This is a genomic window from Planococcus daihaiensis, assembly GCF_049262615.1.
Lineage (GTDB): Bacteria > Bacillota > Bacilli > Bacillales_A > Planococcaceae > Planococcus.
The window spans coordinates 1,519,595-1,538,974 of sequence record NZ_CP175504.1 but is presented as its reverse complement, the minus strand read 5'-3'; the positions used below and the strand labels follow the sequence as shown (position 1 = coordinate 1,538,974).

Sequence of the window (19,380 nt, the reverse complement as noted above, 5' to 3'; positions counted from 1 at the left end):
AGAACTTCAGCCGTTTGCGCTTACGGAAACGGTATGTTCAATATCTTTCAGTATCCCCTTTAACGGAGGTTTTGAAAAGTCTCTATAAAAATAAAAACCGCAGCCATGGCCGCGGTCTGTCATATTATTCAGCTTTGCACGCTTTCTTCCTGATAGACCGGCACCCAGCCTTCCGTTGTAACAAAGATGCGGACGGCAACGACTTTGCGGTCATCGGCCAAAGTGAAATAATGTGTGATGTTTTCCGGCACGGAAATTAAATCGCCCGGCGTCAGGTGGACTTCGAAAAAGCGCTCGTCTTTGCCCTGAATGATAAATACACCATGGCCGCTGACGATGTAGCGGACTTCGTCGTCCGTGTGGATGTGCTTGCGCTGGAAGTTCTTCAATAATTCGTCCAGCTTCGGATTGGAATCGGACAAGGAAATCACATCGGCTGCTTTATAGCCGCGGCGTTCGGAGATGTCGTCGATTTCCGTTTTGAACGCTTGAAGAATTTGTTCTTTTTCCTCATCGCTCAAATCGAATTTTTCGCGAAGAGGTTCCGGCAATTTCTCGATGTCCCAATGCTCATAGACAACTTCCTGCTGTTCCAAAAATGCCGCGACTTCGTTTTGTGCTTCGATTGTTTCGTCTGTACCTTGAATTTTGATGATGGCCATTGTAAATCTTCCTCTCTGATTGGGTTTTATTGGAGTTGAAGAAGCGCGAGCTGATATTGGAATAAAAACTCGCTCGCTTCCAGCAATTTTTTCGCTTCAAATGCATCTTTTCCCCACACGGTGATGCCATGGTTGCGGATCAGCACGGCGCCTTTATCGGCCGTTAAATGTTCTTCGAAAACTTCCGCCAGCCGCGGAATGTCGGCGTGATTGGCGATGATCGGAATGGACAGCACAGCATCTTCTTCCCACAGGCCGAACGCTTTAATGAGTTCCTGCCCCTTGAAATCGATTTTGCCTTCGCGTCCGTAGAGGTCAGACAGGACGTTGTTGGCGACGGTGTGGACATGAAGGCTGCAGCCGGCACCGGTTTTATTGTAGATGGCGCGGTGCAGCAAAGTTTCAGCGGATGGCTTCAGGTGAGTGGTTCCGACTGGCTCGCCTGCTGCATCCACGAGGAGAAAATCCTCATCGGTCCGTTTGTATTTATCCTTGCCGCTCGCCGTAACCAGAAACTGGAGCGGCTCGCTGCTCACTTTAATGGCGAGATTACCGCTCGTGCCCATAAACCAGTCGCGCGCAGCCAACACGTCCTTGACGTCGGCCAACTCTGACCATTGTTCCTGCAAATGATTTAATGTCTGTTGAGTCATGAGCGAACACCCAATTTCGCATCGATGATTTCCGTAACGTCTCCGAAATTCTCGAAGGGTTCATAAGGGATGTTGAGTTCCTCGCATTTATCGATGAGGAAATCGCGGGCGATGACCAGGTCTGCGTGTTTGGCAGCCTGCAAATCCGTGATGGAATCGCCGATGACGATGCTCGTTGCACCGTCCGCCAGCAAGTTCCGGATGATCGACGGCTTGCAGCAGCCGCAGCCCTGGCTCGCACATTGTCCGTCGCAGCCATGCGGGAAGTTGATGCGGATCGTGTCGCCGGAAAAATCCGCTTCATTGCAATAAATGCCTGCGAAAGGTCCGAATGGTTCCAGCAGCGGATAGACGAAAAAGTCGATGCCGCCGCTGACAACGTATAGCGGAATGTTGTGCTGTCTGGTGTAAGAGACAAACTCCGCAAAGCCTTTCCGAATCTCTGCCTGTTCGAGTACATAAGAGATGACTTCATCCTTTTTGGTGGATGGCAGGAGGGAGAACATCTGCTGGACACCTTCACGTATGGAGATGGTTTGTGCGAGAATGTTGTCTTTGATGGGTTCCCAGCCCGGCGGATTGAAATGTTTCATGATGGCAATTAAATTGTCGTTGGTTGTGATGGTGCCGTCAAAGTCACAAAAGATGATTGGCTGTTTCATAATTTACCTCCATAATTCCAATGCTGCTTTTAATTCGGGCTGCTGTTCGCTGGCGTTTTCCAGGAATTTATTCTGCAGCACTGCATCGACTGCCTGGCGGAACGCTTTGCCGCCGCCCGCTGCACCGTCGGGATGTCCGTGGACGCCACCGCCTGCATTGATGATGCTGTCAATTCCAAAATCGTTGACGAGTAACGGCACGAGTCCCGGATGGATGCCGGCGGATGGCACCGGAAAAGCCGGTTTCAACAAGCTTTCATTCGTCAACTGTTCGCCGAGTGCCAGTGCCGCTGTCTTCTCCATGGCAACACTGCCGTAAGGGGAGGGAAACAGCGAAAAGTCAGCACCGGCATAACGTGTCAGCTTGCCGAGTGCGAGAGCCGCCGATACGCCGTAGAACGGGGAAGAAGTGAACGCGCCGCTGAACGCCGGATGCGCCATCAGCGGGAGCGCGATGTCACCATCTTCCGCCAATTCCTGCAGCACATCGAGTCCGTAGGCATGAACATTAAAGAGCAAGGCATCGGCGCCGAGTTCCCGTGCCCGCCGCGCTTTATCACGAAGCTGCGACGTGCGGCCCGACAGATTGACTGCGTAAAGTGTGCGGTGGCCGGTTTCGGTGTAGACTTCGTGCAATACCTGCTTTGCTGCGGTGATGCGCTGTTCAAACGGCGTCAACGGATTATCGAACAGGATTTCGTCGTCTTTCACGAGATCGACGCCGCCGAGTGCCTGTTGTCTCAGTTGCGCTGTCAGATAATCGATGTCGCGGCCAATTACGCCTTTGAAGATGCTCATAACAAGCGGGCGGCCGTGGACATCGAGCAACCCGCGGATGCCATCGATGCCAAAGCGCGGTCCCGGAAATTGTTTGAGCAACCCTTCTTCAAAATCGAGGTCCAATAATTTCACTTCACCGTCGAGCGACAGTTTGCCGAAAACCGTCGTCAGAATCGCCGGCAGATCTGTTGAGAAATTCGCGCTTGGATAGGAAACTTTGATGTGTGCTTTGATTGCATCCGGTTTGAGGGGATGAGGGTCGTTTGGAAACTCCTCCACCGACACCACTTCACCTTTATGCTGTTTCAATTGTTCCTGCTCAAGCAGCGGTAAGTCGGTCCACGAACCGATTGTCAGTCCGAGCGCGATGCCTTCCGCTTTCTTTTCAAACGACCCCGCTTTGCCGTATACCTGGTAGCTTGCTGTCAGTCTGCTCATATATGTACACTCCTTTACTCCTTGATTGGAAATAAAAAAACCTCTTCAAATAAGAAGAGGTTAAGGGCGTTAACGACTTCTTATTTCTCAGCCATAGCTTCTGGCTGCAAGAATTAGCACCGTATCCATTGCTGGACCGGTTGCCGGGCTTCGTAGGGCTTGTCCCTCCACCTGCTCTAAATAAGAATTGGATATTCGGTTGGGTTGTTGCAATAAAGTAATTCCGATTATTTCATGTGCAGAGAATTCTGTCAACAGGGGAATTTTGAAAAAGTTTTTGAAGGTGTTTGAGCTAATGGACAGTATTTTGTTTCTAATGGACAGTATTTTAATTGTAATGGACAGTAAATCCATAATATGGAAATTAAGGTTCTATAAAAATGAAAATCTCTCACCTAAATGGCTCAAACCTCAGCCGAAAACGCTGATTTCCCACAAATCCACCACACCAAAACTTCAAAATCCTCAATCGACGACCATTTTCACCTAAAAACAACCAAAACCGCACCGAAACTCGGATCCACTCGAACACTAAACATCAAATTTCCTCCACAAACCCAAAAAACTAAAATTGAAAAGCCTTCGCCTCCAGCGAAGGCTCCCTTTAGAGATTGGAGTTTTTCGCCGTGCGAAAAACTTCCGCTTAAATGGCGTAAATTTTTATCAGAGTGAGTGGGCAGGAGCAGATCAGCAATGTGCACAGTTCCAAACCACAAAAATTCATGAGAATTTATCCGTATTTCTTCTATAAGTGTCTGCAAATTGTGATGCTCAGGGTCTTCACAACTTTAAAAAATCTTGTTGACAGTCAATTCTGACTCGTGATAGGATTCAACTCATAACAACAACCGCATACAAATTTTAGTACTCTTATCAAGAGCAGGCAGAGGGAAATTGGCCCTATGACGCCCAGCAACCGACCGTAATACCTTCGTGAGAAGGGGCGCTATATGCGCCGGGATGAACATCCCGCAAGGCACGGTGCTAATTCCATCAGAAATTTTATTTCTGAGAGATAAGAGGCATGGAACCTCTTTATTCTGCGCCTCTTTCTTTCGGAAAGAGGCGCTTTTATATTGAATTGAGAGGAAGATGACCATGACAACTACAGCAATTTCTACATATGAACCTTTGACGGAAGCGGCAGCCATCGAATTGGCGGCAGGGCTTTTGCCGGTAGGTGCAAACCTTGAATGCCGGGAAATCGGCGATGGCAATTTGAATTATGTCTTTCGGATTAGCGATCCGAAAAGGGGCAGAGGAGTCATCATCAAGCAGGCGCTGCCTTACGCAAAAGTGGTGGGCGAAAGCTGGCCGCTGACATTGAAGCGTGCCGCGATCGAAGCGGCGGCACTTCGGAAACACGGCGAGTTCGCGACCGGCCTGGTGCCGGAAGTATACAGCACAGATGACGAATTGGCCTATACGGTGATGGAGGATCTTTCCCATCTGACGATTGCGCGGGAAGGCCTGATTCAAGGGAAGAGCTATCCAAAGTTATCGACGCATATCGGTGAATACCTGGCCCAGACTTTATTCCATACATCCGATTTCGCTTTGCATCCATTCCAAAAGAAAGGATTGGCGGCGGAATTTTCCAACCCGGAACTGTGCAAGATCACGGAAGACCTGGTGTTCACGGATCCATTTTTCGACTATGAGACGAACGATTTTGAACCGGAGCTTCGACAGGCGGTTGAGGCGATCTGGAGCAATGATCGTTTGAAGCTTGAGGCGGCGAAATTGAAGCGTAGCTTTTTGACGGAAGCGGAGGCATTGCTGCACGGCGACCTCCATACCGGCAGCATTTTCGCGGATGACAATGAAACCAAGGTCATCGATCCCGAATTTGCGTTTTACGGTCCGATTGGTTTTGACGTCGGTTTGTTCCTGGCGAATTTGTTGGTGCAAGGCATTACGCGAAGCGGCGATGGCCGCGGCACAATCATAGAGCATGTCGAGAACACCTGGCACGTGTTCGAAACGCGCTTCACTGAACTATGGAAAAGCGAAGGCATCGAAGACTTCAAGGATGTTCCGGGCTACCGGGAATCGGTGCTAGAAAAAATCTTCCGGGATGCGCTCGGCTTTGCCGGCTGTGAGTTGATACGCCGCACAATCGGCCTGGCGCATGTCAAAGATCTCGACGGCATCGAAGACGCAGAACAGCGCATTCATTCTAAAAAACAGGTTCTCCAACTCGGGGAGACATTAATCATCAAACGCAGCGAGCTGGCATCCATCCAGGACGTAACGGCGCTGTTGGAGGAGTTGTAAACATGGCGATACCCTTATCGATTCAATGGATCAACGGCCAGTTGATCATTCTGAATCAGCAAAAACTGCCACACGAAACAGAATATATTGCACTCAATACCATTAAAGATGTCTACGACGCCATTCTTACATTGAAAGTTCGCGGGGCACCGGCCATCGGCATCACGGCGGCTTACGGCTTGGCGCTTGCAGCGCAACAGCACGACACAGAAACGCTGGAAGTTTTCCATCATTACGTGAAAAAAGATGCGGTTTATCTTGGATCGTCGCGTCCGACGGCAGTCAATCTGGTGTGGGCGCTCGGCAGGCTGCAGCAATCGATTCAGTCAGCGCAGACGGTGGCAGCCGCCAAAGCGCAAATTCTGGCGGAAGCAAAATGCATCCATGAAGAAGACGAAGAAGCTTGCCGCACCATCGGCGGCTATGCGCTGGATTTATTGGAAGGCCGCTCGAGAGTCATGACAATCTGCAACGCGGGTTCGATTGCAACGGCAAAATATGGCACTGCGCTGGCACCGTTCCATCTCGGCAAGGAACTGGGTCGTGACTTTGAAGTGTACGCCTGCGAAACACGTCCGGTATTTCAAGGAGCGCGGCTGACGGTGTGGGAGCTGCAGCAGGCAGGCGTTGATGTGACACTGATCACCGACAGCATGGCCGCCCACACGATCGGTGCAAAAGACATCGAAGCGATCATCGTCGGCGCTGACCGCATTGCGGCAAACGGCGATACAGCCAATAAAATCGGCACTCTCAACCTGGCGATTCTGGCCGCTGCCTATAACATTCCTTTCTACGTGGCGGCACCGGTTTCCACATTCGATCTGCAGATTCCGAACGGCAAAAATATTCCGATTGAAGAGCGGGCACCTGAAGAAATCACCCATAGTGCCGGCCAGCCCATCGCGCCGAACGGCACAAAAGTTTTTAATCCGGCATTTGACGTAACGCCCGCACAATACATCACAGCGATCATAACGGAAAAAGGTATCATTCATCCGGATTATGAGCGGAATATAATCGACGTTTTTACAACAGTTAGTGGAAAAGGGGAGAAATCATGAAAAAACAATCATTTTGGATCATAGCGGCGTTATTATTTATCAGTATATTATTGGCGGCATGCCAACCAAAAGGGGAAACAGTAACCCAAGAAGAAACGGATTCGGGTGAGAAATCGGAAGCATCGGATCATGCGCTGGCGGGCAAGAACGTGGCGTTGATCCTGCAACAGAATTTGGGAACATTTTCGGCTCAATACATAGCGGGCGTGGAAGAGCAGGCAGAGAAATTCGGCGGCAGCGTGACGGTTTTTAATTCCGAAGGCGATTTGGCGAAAATGGCTTCCAATCTGGATGCCGCCATTAACCAGGGAGCAGACGCGATTCTCATTGACCACGGCACGAAAGAAGCGTTGAATCAAGGCGTGGAAAAAGCGGTGGAACAAGGGATCCCGGTTGTGGCATTTGACGCAGGAGTCGATGTGGAAGGCGTTGTGTCGCTTGAACAAGGCGATCAGCTGATGGCGGAACAAACCTTACAGAAATTGTCGGATGACAACGATGGCGAAGCAAATATCGTGAAAATCTGGACGGCCGGTTTTGCGCCGATGGAACGCCGCCAAATCGCTTATGAGCAATTTTTGAAAGACAACACAGGCATCAAAGAAGTGGCGGCTTTTGGCGCTGCGACACAAAACACAGCGCTTGATACGCAAGCGCAAATGGAAGCGATTTTGAAGCAATATCCGAACGAAGGCGACATCACAGCCGTTTGGGCGGCTTGGGATGAATTCGCGAAAGGCGCGGTCCGTGCCATCGAACAGGCGGGACGCACCGACATCAAAGTTTACAGCATCGACATGAGCGATGAAGATTTGCAGATGATCCAAAAAGATGGCAGCCCGTGGGTAGCGTCAGCGGCAGTGGACCCGGCAGATATCGGGCGCATCCAAGTGCGTTACGCTTACCAATTGATCAATGGCGAAGAGCCTGAAGAACGAGTGGTACTGGAGCCGGTATTCATCGATGCGGCAGAACTTCCGGAAGAAACGGTGACAACAGAAACCTTGAGTGATCACGTTGAAGGATGGGGAGCAAGCGATCAAGGATATACAGATGACTTGCGCGAATTGGAAGGGCAATAAACCTGGAATTGGAGCCGTCCTCGGAAATGGGCGGCTCCTTTCGGTGAAAGGAGGATTGCAGCGATGCAGCATTTATTGACCATGCAGGCAATCAGCAAAAAATTCGGCAAGGTAACTGCCCTGGAAAACGGCGAGTTAACTCTCGCGAAAGGTGAGGTTCACGCTTTGCTCGGCGTCAACGGAGCAGGCAAAAGCACAATGATCAAAATTCTGTCAGGCGTTTATGGCCCGGACAGTGGCGAAATCCGACTCGACGGCAAAGTCATTTCATTGCGCTCACCGAAACAGGCTAAAGAGCAGGGCATTTACTGCGTTTATCAGGAAGTGGACACGGCCATTGTGGCGGAATTGACGGTGGCGGAAAATATCCTGTTGGACAGTTTTGCAGCGGGTGGCAGCTTTCTGTTGTCGAGAAAGAAAATAAACAAGCAGGCAAAAGAAGCGTTGGCAAAGCTGCAGTCGGAAGAAATTTCGGTGACCCGAAAAGCGGGAACGCTCACATTGGCGGAAAAACAGCTTGTGCTGATTGCCCGTGCGTTGGTGCATTCGGCGAAGATCATCATTTTCGATGAACCGACCGCGCCATTGTCGCTGACGGAATCGGATAAATTGTTTTCGGTGATCCGGAAATTGAGCACGGACGGCGTTGGATGCATTTTTATTTCCCATAGGTTGCCGGAGGTCTTTGATATCAGCAGCCGGATTACGGTGATGCGTGAAGGGAAATGGGTCAACACTTTCGTTACGGAAGAGTCGCATTCTGAACAGATTATCGAAGCGATGCTAGGCGAAGCGTTGAGCCAGGAATTGGAGAACCATCCGCATTCTATAGGCGAGAATTTGCTGGAAGTGGCAGGCTTATCGGACGGCGGCAAACTTCGGGATGTTTCATTGTCCGTTAAAGCGGGGGAAATCGTCGGCATTGTCGGACTCGTCGGCGCAGGCAAAACTGAACTCGCCAAAGCGTTGTTCGGCGCATCGGATACAATCGGTGGAACGGTCGAGATTGCGGGTAAAAAAGCGCGGCTGAAACATCCGGGCGATGCGATCCGCGCGGGAATGGCGCTGATTCCGGAAGAACGCCGGAAAGAAGGGCTGTTCGTTCACGAAACGCTGCGGGCCAATGCATCGTTTCCGAATCTCCCGAAATTTTCAACAAATCTTTTCATGAATAAAACCGCTGAAAACAAGTTTGCTGAAGAAATCATCGATAAATTAAAGATCAAAACCGGCGACACCGAAACGCCGCTTGTCCACCTCAGCGGAGGCAATCAGCAGAAAGTGGCCATCGGCAAATGGATGAGCCTCGATTCGCTGCTTTACCTGTTCGATGAACCGACAAAGGGCGTCGATATCGGCGCAAAAGTGGATATTTTCAAATTGATCCGGGAATTAGCCGGCAGCGGCAAAGGCTGCCTTTATTTCTCCAGTGAAATCCATGAAGCGATCGGCATCTCCGATCGGGTTCTGGTAATGTGCGATGGTCAGATCGTGAAGGAATTATCACGTCAAGAAGCGACCCAGGAAAGGATACTACTCTATGCAAGCGGTGGAAAAGAAGAGCTTACCCAAAACGAAAAACTCAGCGAAAGAGAACGCAGTCCAATTTCTGTTTAAATACGGCGCCATAATCCTGCTGATTGCCATCATCGTGTATTTCAGCAGCATCAGCGACGCGTTTTTCAGCTACGGCAACTTCTCGGATATTCTCCGTTCGATTTCAATCGTTACGCTGCTGGCGCTCGGGGTCACGTTCACCCTCGTAGTGGACGGTTTTGATCTGTCTGTCGGCTCGACGATGTCCCTGTCGACCGTCGTAACGGCGTCGCTCATGGTGTGGTATGACATGCCGCTGTGGCTCGTGCTCCTGCTTCCGCTGTTGATCGGTGTGGCAGTGGGTCTCGTCAACAGTTTACTCATTACGGTCATCGGCATTCCGGATCTCCTCGCGACACTCAGTATGATGTATATCGTGGCGGGGCTTCACCGCACATATACGGAAGGCTATTCTATCTATAATAATATGCCGCTGACTTCCGGCGGCACGGCTCCCGGCCAATTGTCTGAAGCTTTTCTGTGGATCGGCCAAGGGCAAATGCTCGGCTTGCCGGTGCCGGTTTGGATTATGGTGGTGATGGTGCTCGCAGCGTACGTGCTCCTGAATCATACGCGTTGGGGCCGCGTCCTTTATATGACCGGCGGCAATGCGGAAGCCGCAACGCTGTCGGGCGTCAACGTGAAAAAGGTCAAGACTTCGGCGTACATCATTTCGGGCGTTTTCGCTTCGATGGCGGGCATCCTGTTCACAGCCCGCGTCGGTTCGGGCCAAATTGACGCCGGCGCACCGCTCCTGATGGAAGCTGTCGCTGCCGTATTTGTCGGCTATTCGGTGCTCGGTGCCGGCAAACCGAATGCGCTTGGCACGTTCTTCGGCGCAGCGGTCATCGGTATCCTGCTGAACGGTCTGACAATCCAGAATCTGCCGTATTACGCTTTTGATATCATCAAAGGCGCTGTGTTGGTAGCGGCGCTTGCAGTTACGTATGTGTATGCGAAGAATAAATTCGCGCAGAGCTGAGGGATTTTTGTTCGTAAATCTCGCTGAATAAAAGAGAACGTTCGTAACGTGTTTAGGCACATTTGCGAACGTTCTCTTTTTGTGTTTTTGGATCGTTTTGGGTGTTCGGAAAGGGGTACTTTTACGAACTTCAATCTAACAGTCAACGGAAGCGCCTTTTACATTCTATATTAATAAAGTAATGCTATTTTATTCATATTTCAGAGGGGACGGACACAAGATTTTAGCCCTTGGAAGCTTACGTGCGAAAAATCGAATGGGTTCTACATTGGGAAAAATTGTTTTTATCAAAATTATCTGAATATTAATAAAATTATGTGATACACTGATGGTACAGAAAACTGCTACAAATGGAACAGCCAAATTTCTTCACCCCTATAATTGCAGCTGCCTCAAATTATCGGGGCCAAAGATTTTGGGAAACGGGAGAGAAACAGTAAGTACATCATAAAAAGGAGGAAAACAAAAATGTGGAATTACGGAATGCATGATGGGAGTTGGGCTACTATGTTTTTTTTGACGCTTTTTCTGCTATTGTTTATCGCTCTAGCAGTGGTGCTGATTGTCTATTTCATGCGGAAAACCCAAAATACAGAAGGTGGTAGCCGTTCTTCTTCCAGTGCAACGGACCTGTTGAGAGATCGCTATGCACGGGGGGAAATCAGCACGGAAGAATACCGGGAGCGCTTGCATGAACTTGAGGGATACGACACTAAAAAGTAGGGGTGCATTAACGGAGCTGAGTATCGTTTTTGAGATAGTCAGAAAACCTCTCAGTAATTTTTAGCAGGTGTGTCTTTATTGGACATGTTCATGATGAGTCCTTTTTTTATGTTATAAGGAGGAGAATTAATGACTGTAAAACTAGCTATTAATGGATTTGGCCGTGTAGGAAGAACAACATTAAGAAGGTTGCTGGATACAAATTCAGAACTGGAACTAGTTGCTGTTAATGATTTAGCTGATATTGAGAATTTAGCTTATTTATTGGAATTTGACACCAATTATGGCCGGTTAAAACATGAGGTGAAGGTGCAAGGAAATACCCTGGTCGTCGGTGGTAAGGAAATTAAATGTTACCAGGAAGCGGATGCAAAAAATCTGCCATGGGAGGAACTGCAAATTGATATCGTGTTGGAAGCGACCGGTTTGTATACCACTGCCGATAAGGCTGAAGCACATCTTAACGCAGGCGCTAAACGAGTGATTATAACAGCTCCGGCAGACCAGGAAACGAAGATAATCGTTTACGGGGTTAATGAGGGCATCATTACAAAAGACGATCTGATAATTTCATCAGCTTCGTGTACAACCAATGATTTAGCTCCGGTGGCGAAAGTGTTGCATGATAACTTTGGAATTGTAACGGGTTATATGACGACCATTAAAGCCTATACCCCATCGCAAAAATTGCATGACAGTCCCAAGTCGGATATGAGGCGCGGACGGGCAGGGGCGATGAATGCAATTCCGACCTCTACAGGTGCAGCAAAAGCTGTAGGAAGAGTCATTCCAGAGTTAAAGGGAATTGTTGATGGAACAGCGGTGCGTGTACCCCTGGCAGGTGGGGCGATCGTGGAGTTTTACACCAATTTAGCAAGAAAAGTTACAATTGCAGAAGTGAACGCAGCCATGAAAGAAGCTGCAACTCCATCATTTGAATACTCGGAAAAACTGCTTGTGTCTTCAGACGTTATTGGCACTTCAGCAGGAGGTATTTATGATGCAACGTTAACGGATATCGTTGAAAATGGGGATAAGCAGCTCGTCAAAACTGTTTCCTGGTACGACAGCGAATATGGATTTGTATCTAATCTGATTCGTTTGACTGAACATTTAGCTGGAATTATCAAATAAACACCAACTGAAAAAGTGGACGGTACCTAAAAGAATCAAAAGTTTCCTTAGAGAACATGAAAGAAGCTGTTGAGACCCAAGACTATTAATTGAAAGGGCCTCCTCTTCTTAGGGCCAAGGTGTTCCCTGTTTAAGGTTTACAAAGAAAAAGGCAGATAGCGAAAAATACGCTATCTGCCTTTTAAGATGCTAGTCCACTTCAACTTGCCCCATCATGCCATTGTCTTCATGTTCCAAAATGTGGCAGTGGAAAACGAAAATCCCTTTTTCGGGGAACGTGACAAGCAGTTTTACCCGTTCGCCGGGTTCGACCAGCACGCTGTCTTTTAAGCCTTGTTCGTTCGGTTTCACCTCTGCGCCATCACGTGAAATGATCTTGAACTGGGTGCCGTGAATATGGAAGGGGTGGATCATGCCGCCCATCATATCGGGTTTGATATAAATTTCCCAAACTTCCGTGACGCCTTGTTTCTGGCGAAAGTCGATGCGGTCCATGTCGAATTTCTTTCCATTGATCGTCACCATATCCGCCATACCGAATAACTCTATTTCTTTCGTGACAGGCATTGTTGTTTCCTGGTCGGTCAGGAAAGGCTCTTCGACTGTCCGCAGTTTGGCGGAGTCAGCCGGAGAACCATCGAAATCCAGGTCAAACGGCAGCAATACAGTTCCTTCATCATTGATGATGGCGAGGGACTCCTCATCGGTCATCGATGAAAAGTCGATGAGAATTTCAGCGCGCTCGGAAGCGGCTAAAGTCAGCGTGTCGGTTTCAACCGGTTCATCCAACAATCCGCCATCAGAAGCGATTTGCGTAAAGCTCGCGCCATTGCTCAACCGGAACGTATAATTCCGCGCATTGGCTCCGTTCAACAAACGAAAGCGCATGACGGATTTGCTGACGGTCAGTTTTGGGTTAACGGTTCCGTTGACGATGGAAACATCACCTAAGGTGCCGTCCAGGTTCATCAGTCTGTCGTAATTCAATTGTTTGTTTTCATCAAACAGGCGGTCCTGGAAAATGAGCGGGATGTCATCAACGCCGTACTCATCCGGAAGTTCCGAATCAGAGCCGGAGCCCTCGCCAATGAGCAACATCCCGGACAGGCCTTTGAATACTTGTTCGGCTGTCGAGCCGTGGACATGGGGATGATACCAAAGGGTAGCAGCCGGCTGATCCGCTTCCAACGTGATGATTTGACTGTCGCCGGGTTGGATTTCACTGCGTGGACCGCCATCAATTTCACCGGGAACTTCCAGGCCGTGCCAGTGGAAGGTGGTCGGCTCATCCAAATCATTTGTGATTTTGACATCCACACTTTCGCCTTCTTCCAGCTTAAGTGTGGGACCAAGTAAATCGCCGTTATAGCCGTAGGTGTCAGTTGAAATGCCCTCGAAAAATTCAGTCGTGCCTTGTTGGGCAGTGACTTCATAATCGAAGTCCTGACCTTGCTGCTTTTCTAATAGAGGGGGAATTGGCAGCTCATTGATTCCTTCAGAGGATTCGAGAAGAGGAATATTCCCATGGTTCATCATGCCACCCATACCACCCATGCCTCTCTCATTGCCGCCTTCTTGATTCGTGCCGCCCCGGCCGCCCATATGCCCACCATTCATCGGGGAGTCCTGTGATTGTCTGGTGTTCTCATTGTCACTGCAACCGACTAAGATGAAAATTAGAGCGAATGCGCTTAACAGGATCTTTTTCATTGTCTGTCGCGTCCTTTCATTCCAAATATTTCCCTGAATTTTGCGTTCTTCCTCTTCCGAATAAACAAGGGTGGCTTCAATATTTCGCGCTTTCAATTGCGTAAATAATTGGGGGATTTTTGTTAAACCAGCAAGATACATCTGCGACCATGCGTTTTTTTCGCAGATGACTTCTCCAGTAGTTGCTGCCATTAAAATAGCTGCATTAATGGAAATTATTGGCATTTAAGGGTCATCAATTTTACTAGAAACTGCAGAAACGATAAATGGGTTGATAATGATTAACATCGTTGAAACAACACTTAGTATTTTCATAAATACTGCTGAATGATTTTTTTATTTCAGCTTTGTTATAAAATTGACTGTTTCCCGATCTGACGCAGTCGGTAAATGGAAGTTCTGCTGATATTTCTCATGCCCTTTGCCGGTAATTACAATCCAATCGCCTTCTTCGCTTTCTTGAATCGCTTTCTGAATGGCGAGTGTACGGTCCGGAACAACGCTTCCTTTTTGATTCCCATAAAGTTTATTGAGGTGAATTAAAGCTTCCATCATATCGTTTTGCGAAACTTTGTTCAGATCATCCAACGTCAAAATATAGCGCTGACTCAATTCAGCGGTTAAGGATAACATGTCTTTTCGTTTGCTTGGGTCTCGGTCTCCACGAAAGCCGAAAACATGGGTTATTCGCTGGGCGCCTTGTGATTTTGCTGTTTCCAAGCAGTAAGAGATGGAATCCGGTGTATGGGCATAGTCGACAACAATGGTCGGTCCACAGACCAGTTTGGTAACCTCGAAGCGTCCATCGACTCCCTTAAAGTGCTGAATGGAATTTAAGAGCTTTTTTTTGGAGATACCCAGCAGTAACGAAGTTCCATAGGCCATTAAGGTGTTATACATATTGTGTATTCCGTTCATCGCAGAGTCCATTGGATACGTTTCATTACCTTCCACTACCATCATGGTGGAGGACAGGGAATTGAATTCTGCAATACGTAAATCGCATTCACTGGATTTTCCGATTGTATACATCGGTTGGCTATTTGTTTGCAGGATTTCACAGAGCTTTTGCCCCCACTCATTATCTGCATTTACTACAGCAGTCCCATGCTCTTTCAGCTGGTCGAACATCAAAAGCTTCGTCTGAAAGTAGCCATCCATGGAGCCATGATAATCCAGATGTTCATGCTGAAGGTTGAGAAACAAGCCGATATCAAATTCGATGCCTTCTAAACGATATTGGGACAATCCATGAGAAGAGACTTCCATGATGATGACATCATCCTGACTGAGCGATAACAATTTATGGAGAGTAAGTGAACTTGGTGTTGTGGTAGAGCTTTGCAATTTCTCACCGTTGACAATATTTTGGATGGTCCCGATGACAGAACAAGTAATTCCGTTGCTTTCCAGAAAATGCTGGAGCATATAGCTCGTAGTCGTTTTTCCATTGGTGCCTGTAATGCCAATCATCACTTTTTGGTCAGATGGATGGCCGTAAAAATTGCTGGTCAGAATGCCCAACGCTTTCCGGCTATTCTCCACCTGGAGATAGGGGACCCCCAATCGGGTAATTCCCTGTTCACCGATGACAAGCGCTGCTCCTTTTTCAATTGCCTGGTCAATAAACCCGTGGCCATCACTCTCAAAACCTTTAATAGCGACAAATACAAATCCTTCTTCCACATCCCTGGAGTTGTCGGCTATACCAAGGATATCTAATTCTGGAATACTGGAATCTAATCGAGAGAACAGACTGGAATCGTTCAAAAGTTGATTTATTTTCATAGATTGGCTGACCTCTCTAAAACAATTTATATTCAACTTATTCTAAAACATGAATGTTGAAAATGTGTGCAGAATTAGTGCCTAGGGCCGAACAAGCAAAAACTTAATTTACCTGTAACATAAATGGAATCTTTCAGTTATCAGATGAAATCGAATTTCGGATGATTCATTACAATAAGAACCTGGGATTTTGTTCAATAGATCCCGTGTTATTCGGCTGACAGTTCTCTTTTTGTGTTTTTTGGATGTTCGGAAAGGTGTGCTTTTACGAACGCCTCTCCTCGAGAGGATGACACCTGAAATTAGGCGAGGTTGAAGAGTAATCTTTTATTTTAAGAATCTGGTTCGTTAAACAACAAAATAAAATGGGAGAGGGTTTTCAGCTTTCTTATAGAAGGACATAGTTAATAAAAGCTGGAGGAGGCAAAACAATGGAGAAAAACAAACTATTGAGAATGGATAACGTCGGCATCGTTGTAGAATCGCTGGATGATGCCATCTCTTTCTTCGAGGAGATTGGCTTGAACCTCGAAGGGCGAACCATGGTCGAAGGTGAATGGGCGGGTCGCGTAACCGGATTGGGTTCGCAGACTGCAGAAATTGCGATGATGGTTACCCCGGATGGCCACAGTCGACTTGAACTTTCACGATTTTTCACCCCGAATCCTAAATCTGATCACCGAACTGCTCCAGTAAACGCCCTGGGTTATTTGCGTGTCATGTTCACGGTTGAAGACATTAACGAAATGGTATCCAGACTGACGAAGCACGGGGCTCAGCTCGTTGGCGAAGTGGTTCAGTACGAGGACTCGTATCGGCTCTGCTACATTCGCGGAACCGAAGGACTTCTAATCGGTTTGGCGGAACAACTTGGTGAAAATAATAGGTGGAATGAATGAAGAGAAGAGGGCGCAGTAGCCTATCTTCTTTTTTTTGTAAAAGTATACTTTTCCGAACAGCTACAGTTCTTTCGTTCGAATCGAATAATTATTCTTTGAAGAGCAGCTAACTAACTTTGGATTAGCAGAAGAGGGGCGTTTTTAAAGGGGTAATAAGGAAAAAGTCGAATTAATTATTGTATAAGGAACGACAGAAACATATGCAGCAGATACCAAGTAAAACTACACCGCTTACTAAAGTCGTAACGGGATGTTGAGGGATTAACAGCCACATGCAAAGGAGACGATTTTTTTGCAAAAATACGTGCTGGATTTTCAAGAAGTGGAAAAACACGATTTGTTGCTGGTGGGCGGGAAAAGTTTGAATATAGCGGAGCTGGCAAAAATTCCAGGCATTCGGGTGCCGGCGGGATTTTGTATTACGACTGACGCGTACAAGCGAGTGGTTACAGATAATCCGATAATTGCGGAATGGATGGAGGAATTGAAAGAGCTCCAAGCCACGGATTTAGAAAGGGTTCGATTTGTCAGCGAAAGGCTAAGAAATGCCATCGAAAGTACGGAGATTCCAGAAGAGATAAAACAGGAAATCGTCGATTCTTTGGAGAAGGTGGGAAGCCAGTTCAGTTATGCGGTGCGGTCGAGTGCGACGGCGGAGGATTTGCCGACGGCGTCATTTGCAGGGCAGCAGGATTCATTTTTAAATATCCACGGCTATGAGCAGCTCTTGAGGCACATTCGTAAATGCTGGGCTTCCTTGTTCACGGAGCGGGCAGTGGTATACCGTATCCAAAACGGCTTTGACCACCGGAAGGTCCATTTGTCGGTCATCGTTCAGCAAATGGTTTTTCCTGAGGCTTCGGGAATTTTGTTCACCGCAGACCCGGTCACATCCAACCGCAAAGTGGTGTCGATCGATGCAAGTTTCGGATTGGGCGAAGCGCTCGTTTCCGGCATCGTCTCGGCAGACAATTACAAGGTCCGGGAAGGGCGGATCATTCAAAAAACGGTTTCCGCGAAGAAGATTGCCGTATATCCATTGGACAGTGGAGGGACGGAACAACGGGAGATTCCTCTTGAACAGCAAGAACAGCAAGCGTTGAAGGATGAACAGATTGTGGCGCTCGAAGGGATGGGCCGTCAAATAGAATCGCATTTCGGAACACCGCAGGACATCGAATGGTGCCTGATGGATGAATCCATCTATATTGTGCAAAGCCGGCCGATCACGACTTTATTCCCATTACCCCAAAAAAGTGACGGGCAGTACCGCATTTATTTGTCCATCGGTCACCAGCAGATGATGACCGATCCAATCAATCCGCTGGGCATGTCATTTTTCGGTTTTCTCACCGATTATAATATAGTGGCGGCCGGCGGACGATTATTTATGGATATGACGCATGAGCTCGCTTCGGTTACTGGACGGGTGGTGATCGTGTCATCGCTTGGAAGCAGCGATCCCCTTCTGAAAGATGCGTTAGCCAATTTCATGAAAAGAAAACCGCCGCTCTCAAAAGGAAAGCACATACTCACATTGAAGAGCGAGGCATTTTCCTGGGACCTTCCGGTGAAACTGTTGAAAGTGTATCGGAAAAATGACCCCAGACTCGCGAGGCAGCTGATCAATTTAAATGAAGCCTCCATTCGATCCCTGGAATGGCGCATTCAAACGGTTTCGGGAGATGAGTTATTCGAATTCATCAAGGAAGATCACAATCACTTGAAAAAACAAACATATAATCCGGAAAGCTTCAGCGCAATTATGGTCGGGATCTATGCGGTCCACTGGCTCAATGAACAAATGGAAAAATGGCTGGGCGAAAAGAAGGTTGCAGACATTCTCAGCCAATCCGTGGCCTATAACGTGACGTCCGAAATGGGGCTTGAGCTTCTCGATGTAGCGGATGTGGTGCGGAACTACCCTGAGGTACTGGCCTATTTGGAGCAGCCTCGAAAAGAAACGTTTTTCGCAGACTTGGAAAAAATGCACGGCGGAACGGCGGTCAGCACAGCGCTGAGGGAATACCTCGAGAAATACGGCATGCGCTGTGCGGGTGAAATCGACATTACAAAAACACGATGGAGCGAAGATCCGACAATTTTGGCTCCCGTCATATTGGGCAATATCAAAAAATTCGAGCCGCATGCGCGCGCTGCCAAAGTTGCAGAAGGTAAACAAAAAGCCAGGCAAAAGGAACAGGAATTGCTGGCGCGCCTGGCCATTCTGCCAGGAGGCAGGCGGAAAGTTAAAAAGACCAAGCACATGATCAGTTTGCTGCAAAACTTTCTCGGCTACCGGGAGTATCCGAAGTTCGGGCTTGTCAAACGCTACTTTCTCTATAAGCAGGCATTGATGAAAGAAGCTGTTTTATTGTATGAAAAAGAAGTGATCCAAGTGCCCGAGGATGTCTATTATTTATCATTTGAGGAATTCCGGGATGCGGTCAATGGCAAGAGCATAGACCGACAGATGATTGAAGAGCGGAAAGCGGCTTACCGCTATTACGGGAAACTGAAGGCGCCGAGACTGATGACTTCAGAAGGCGAAGAGATTTTCGGGAATTACCGGATCGATAAGCTGCCAAGCGGTGCGTTCCCAGGCATCGGGGTGTCATCCGGCATCATTGAAGGACGGGCGAGGGTCATCTTAAAAATGGAGGATGCCCATATTGAACCTGGCGATATACTCGTAACGGCTTTTACAGACCCGAGTTGGACGCCGCTATTTGTCTCGCTGTCGGGCTTGGTAACGGAAGTCGGCGGGCTCATGACACACGGCGCAGTCATAGCGCGTGAATACGGGCTGCCGGCTGTTGTTGGTGTGGATAACGCTACAACCTACATTAAAGATGGGCAGCAGATTCGCATTAACGGTTCTGAAGGCTATGTGGAAGTGCTGGATTAGCTGAATCGAAAAGAACGTTTAA

15 protein-coding genes and 2 riboswitches are annotated in these 19,380 nt (G+C 48.1%); of the genes, 9 read left to right on the top strand and 6 right to left on the bottom strand.

All coding sequences use genetic code 11. The features are described from left to right. Positions 1-128: 128 nt before the first annotated feature. The 4 genes from DHX103_RS07335 to mtnW are packed head-to-tail and all read right to left on the bottom strand — an operon-like array spanning position 129 to position 3,195. Entirely contained in the window at positions 129-662 is a 534-nt protein-coding gene (locus DHX103_RS07335) for a 1,2-dihydroxy-3-keto-5-methylthiopentene dioxygenase (RefSeq protein WP_422124620.1), read from the bottom strand. 26 nt (positions 663-688) lie between these two features. Then, a complete protein-coding gene (locus DHX103_RS07330) occupies positions 689-1,315 on the bottom strand; it encodes a methylthioribulose 1-phosphate dehydratase (protein ID WP_422124619.1) in 627 nt (208 codons plus the stop codon). Then, entirely contained in the window at positions 1,312-1,977 is a 666-nt protein-coding gene (locus DHX103_RS07325; RefSeq protein WP_422124618.1) for a 2-hydroxy-3-keto-5-methylthiopentenyl-1-phosphate phosphatase, read from the bottom strand. Before DHX103_RS07325 ends, DHX103_RS07330 begins: the two co-directional genes overlap by 4 nt. Before the next feature lie 3 nt (positions 1,978-1,980). Continuing rightward, entirely contained in the window at positions 1,981-3,195 is a 1,215-nt protein-coding gene (gene mtnW, locus DHX103_RS07320; RefSeq protein WP_422124617.1) for a 2,3-diketo-5-methylthiopentyl-1-phosphate enolase, read from the bottom strand. A gap of 77 nt (positions 3,196-3,272) precedes the next feature. Then, positions 3,273-3,382, bottom strand: a riboswitch (SAM riboswitch). A gap of 680 nt (positions 3,383-4,062) precedes the next feature. Further along, positions 4,063-4,217, top strand: a riboswitch (SAM riboswitch). A 76-nt stretch (positions 4,218-4,293) separates the two neighbouring features. Here mtnW and mtnK point away from each other — a divergent pair. The 7 genes from mtnK to gap all read left to right on the top strand — a co-directional run bounded on the left by mtnK (position 4,294) and on the right by gap (position 12,053). Further along, positions 4,294-5,472 carry an S-methyl-5-thioribose kinase gene (mtnK, locus tag DHX103_RS07315; protein WP_422124616.1) on the top strand — a complete coding sequence of 393 codons (1,179 nt, stop codon included), beginning with the start codon at positions 4,294-4,296 and terminating at the stop codon, positions 5,470-5,472. 2 nt (positions 5,473-5,474) lie between these two features. Beyond that, positions 5,475-6,536: an S-methyl-5-thioribose-1-phosphate isomerase gene (gene mtnA / locus DHX103_RS07310; RefSeq protein ID WP_422124615.1), complete on the top strand. Its 1,062-nt coding sequence runs from the start codon at positions 5,475-5,477 to the stop codon at positions 6,534-6,536. Next, on the top strand, positions 6,533-7,618 hold the full coding sequence (locus DHX103_RS07305) for a sugar ABC transporter substrate-binding protein (protein ID WP_422124614.1): 1,086 nt from the start codon (positions 6,533-6,535) through the stop codon (positions 7,616-7,618). The genes mtnA and DHX103_RS07305 overlap by 4 nt, the downstream gene beginning before the upstream one ends. A gap of 63 nt (positions 7,619-7,681) precedes the next feature. Next, positions 7,682-9,235 (top strand): sugar ABC transporter ATP-binding protein, encoded by a 1,554-nt coding sequence (locus DHX103_RS07300; protein ID WP_422124613.1) that lies wholly within the window; start codon positions 7,682-7,684, stop codon positions 9,233-9,235. Further along, on the top strand, positions 9,159-10,196 hold the full coding sequence (locus tag DHX103_RS07295) for an ABC transporter permease (RefSeq protein WP_422124612.1): 1,038 nt from the start codon (positions 9,159-9,161) through the stop codon (positions 10,194-10,196). The genes DHX103_RS07300 and DHX103_RS07295 overlap by 77 nt, the downstream gene beginning before the upstream one ends. 468 nt (positions 10,197-10,664) lie before the next feature. After that, entirely contained in the window at positions 10,665-10,919 is a 255-nt protein-coding gene (locus DHX103_RS07290) for an SHOCT domain-containing protein (RefSeq protein ID WP_422124611.1), read from the top strand. 129 nt (positions 10,920-11,048) lie between these two features. Beyond that, positions 11,049-12,053, top strand: a complete 1,005-nt coding sequence (gap, locus tag DHX103_RS07285) for a type I glyceraldehyde-3-phosphate dehydrogenase (RefSeq protein WP_422124610.1) — start codon at positions 11,049-11,051, stop codon at positions 12,051-12,053. A gap of 189 nt (positions 12,054-12,242) precedes the next feature. On the opposite strand, the gene DHX103_RS07280 is transcribed toward gap, so the two are convergent. Both DHX103_RS07280 and DHX103_RS07275 read right to left on the bottom strand, forming a co-directional pair. Continuing rightward, positions 12,243-13,955 carry a multicopper oxidase family protein gene (locus DHX103_RS07280; protein WP_422124609.1) on the bottom strand — a complete coding sequence of 571 codons (1,713 nt, stop codon included), beginning with the start codon at positions 13,953-13,955 and terminating at the stop codon, positions 12,243-12,245. A 144-nt stretch (positions 13,956-14,099) separates the two neighbouring features. Beyond that, positions 14,100-15,551: a UDP-N-acetylmuramoyl-L-alanyl-D-glutamate--2,6-diaminopimelate ligase gene (locus DHX103_RS07275; protein ID WP_422124608.1), complete on the bottom strand. Its 1,452-nt coding sequence runs from the start codon at positions 15,549-15,551 to the stop codon at positions 14,100-14,102. 431 nt (positions 15,552-15,982) lie between these two features. Here DHX103_RS07275 and DHX103_RS07270 point away from each other — a divergent pair, with 431 nt between their 5' ends. After that, positions 15,983-16,450, top strand: coding sequence for a VOC family protein (locus DHX103_RS07270; protein ID WP_422124607.1), 468 nt, complete (start codon positions 15,983-15,985; stop codon positions 16,448-16,450). 292 nt (positions 16,451-16,742) lie between these two features. Continuing rightward, positions 16,743-19,358, top strand: coding sequence for a phosphoenolpyruvate synthase (gene ppsA / locus DHX103_RS07265; protein WP_422124606.1), 2,616 nt, complete (start codon positions 16,743-16,745; stop codon positions 19,356-19,358). Positions 19,359-19,380 lie beyond the last annotated feature (22 nt).

Excerpts from the sequence above, each read along its gene's own strand:
- DHX103_RS07335 (WP_422124620.1), bottom strand. The coding sequence starts at position 662 with ATGGCCATCATCAAAATTCAAGGTACAGACGAAACAATCGAAGCACAA.
- DHX103_RS07330 (WP_422124619.1), bottom strand. The coding sequence starts at position 1,315 with ATGACTCAACAGACATTAAATCATTTGCAGGAACAATGGTCAGAGTTG.
- DHX103_RS07325 (WP_422124618.1), bottom strand. The coding sequence starts at position 1,977 with ATGAAACAGCCAATCATCTTTTGTGACTTTGACGGCACCATCACAACC.
- mtnW (WP_422124617.1), bottom strand. The coding sequence starts at position 3,195 with ATGAGCAGACTGACAGCAAGCTACCAGGTATACGGCAAAGCGGGGTCG.
- mtnK (WP_422124616.1), top strand. The coding sequence starts at position 4,294 with ATGACAACTACAGCAATTTCTACATATGAACCTTTGACGGAAGCGGCA.
- mtnA (WP_422124615.1), top strand. The coding sequence starts at position 5,475 with ATGGCGATACCCTTATCGATTCAATGGATCAACGGCCAGTTGATCATT.
- DHX103_RS07305 (WP_422124614.1), top strand. The coding sequence starts at position 6,533 with ATGAAAAAACAATCATTTTGGATCATAGCGGCGTTATTATTTATCAGT.
- DHX103_RS07300 (WP_422124613.1), top strand. The coding sequence starts at position 7,682 with ATGCAGCATTTATTGACCATGCAGGCAATCAGCAAAAAATTCGGCAAG.
- DHX103_RS07295 (WP_422124612.1), top strand. The coding sequence starts at position 9,159 with ATGCAAGCGGTGGAAAAGAAGAGCTTACCCAAAACGAAAAACTCAGCG.
- DHX103_RS07290 (WP_422124611.1), top strand. The coding sequence starts at position 10,665 with ATGTGGAATTACGGAATGCATGATGGGAGTTGGGCTACTATGTTTTTT.
- gap (WP_422124610.1), top strand. The coding sequence starts at position 11,049 with ATGACTGTAAAACTAGCTATTAATGGATTTGGCCGTGTAGGAAGAACA.
- DHX103_RS07280 (WP_422124609.1), bottom strand. The coding sequence starts at position 13,955 with ATGGCAGCAACTACTGGAGAAGTCATCTGCGAAAAAAACGCATGGTCG.
- DHX103_RS07275 (WP_422124608.1), bottom strand. The coding sequence starts at position 15,551 with ATGAAAATAAATCAACTTTTGAACGATTCCAGTCTGTTCTCTCGATTA.
- DHX103_RS07270 (WP_422124607.1), top strand. The coding sequence starts at position 15,983 with ATGGAGAAAAACAAACTATTGAGAATGGATAACGTCGGCATCGTTGTA.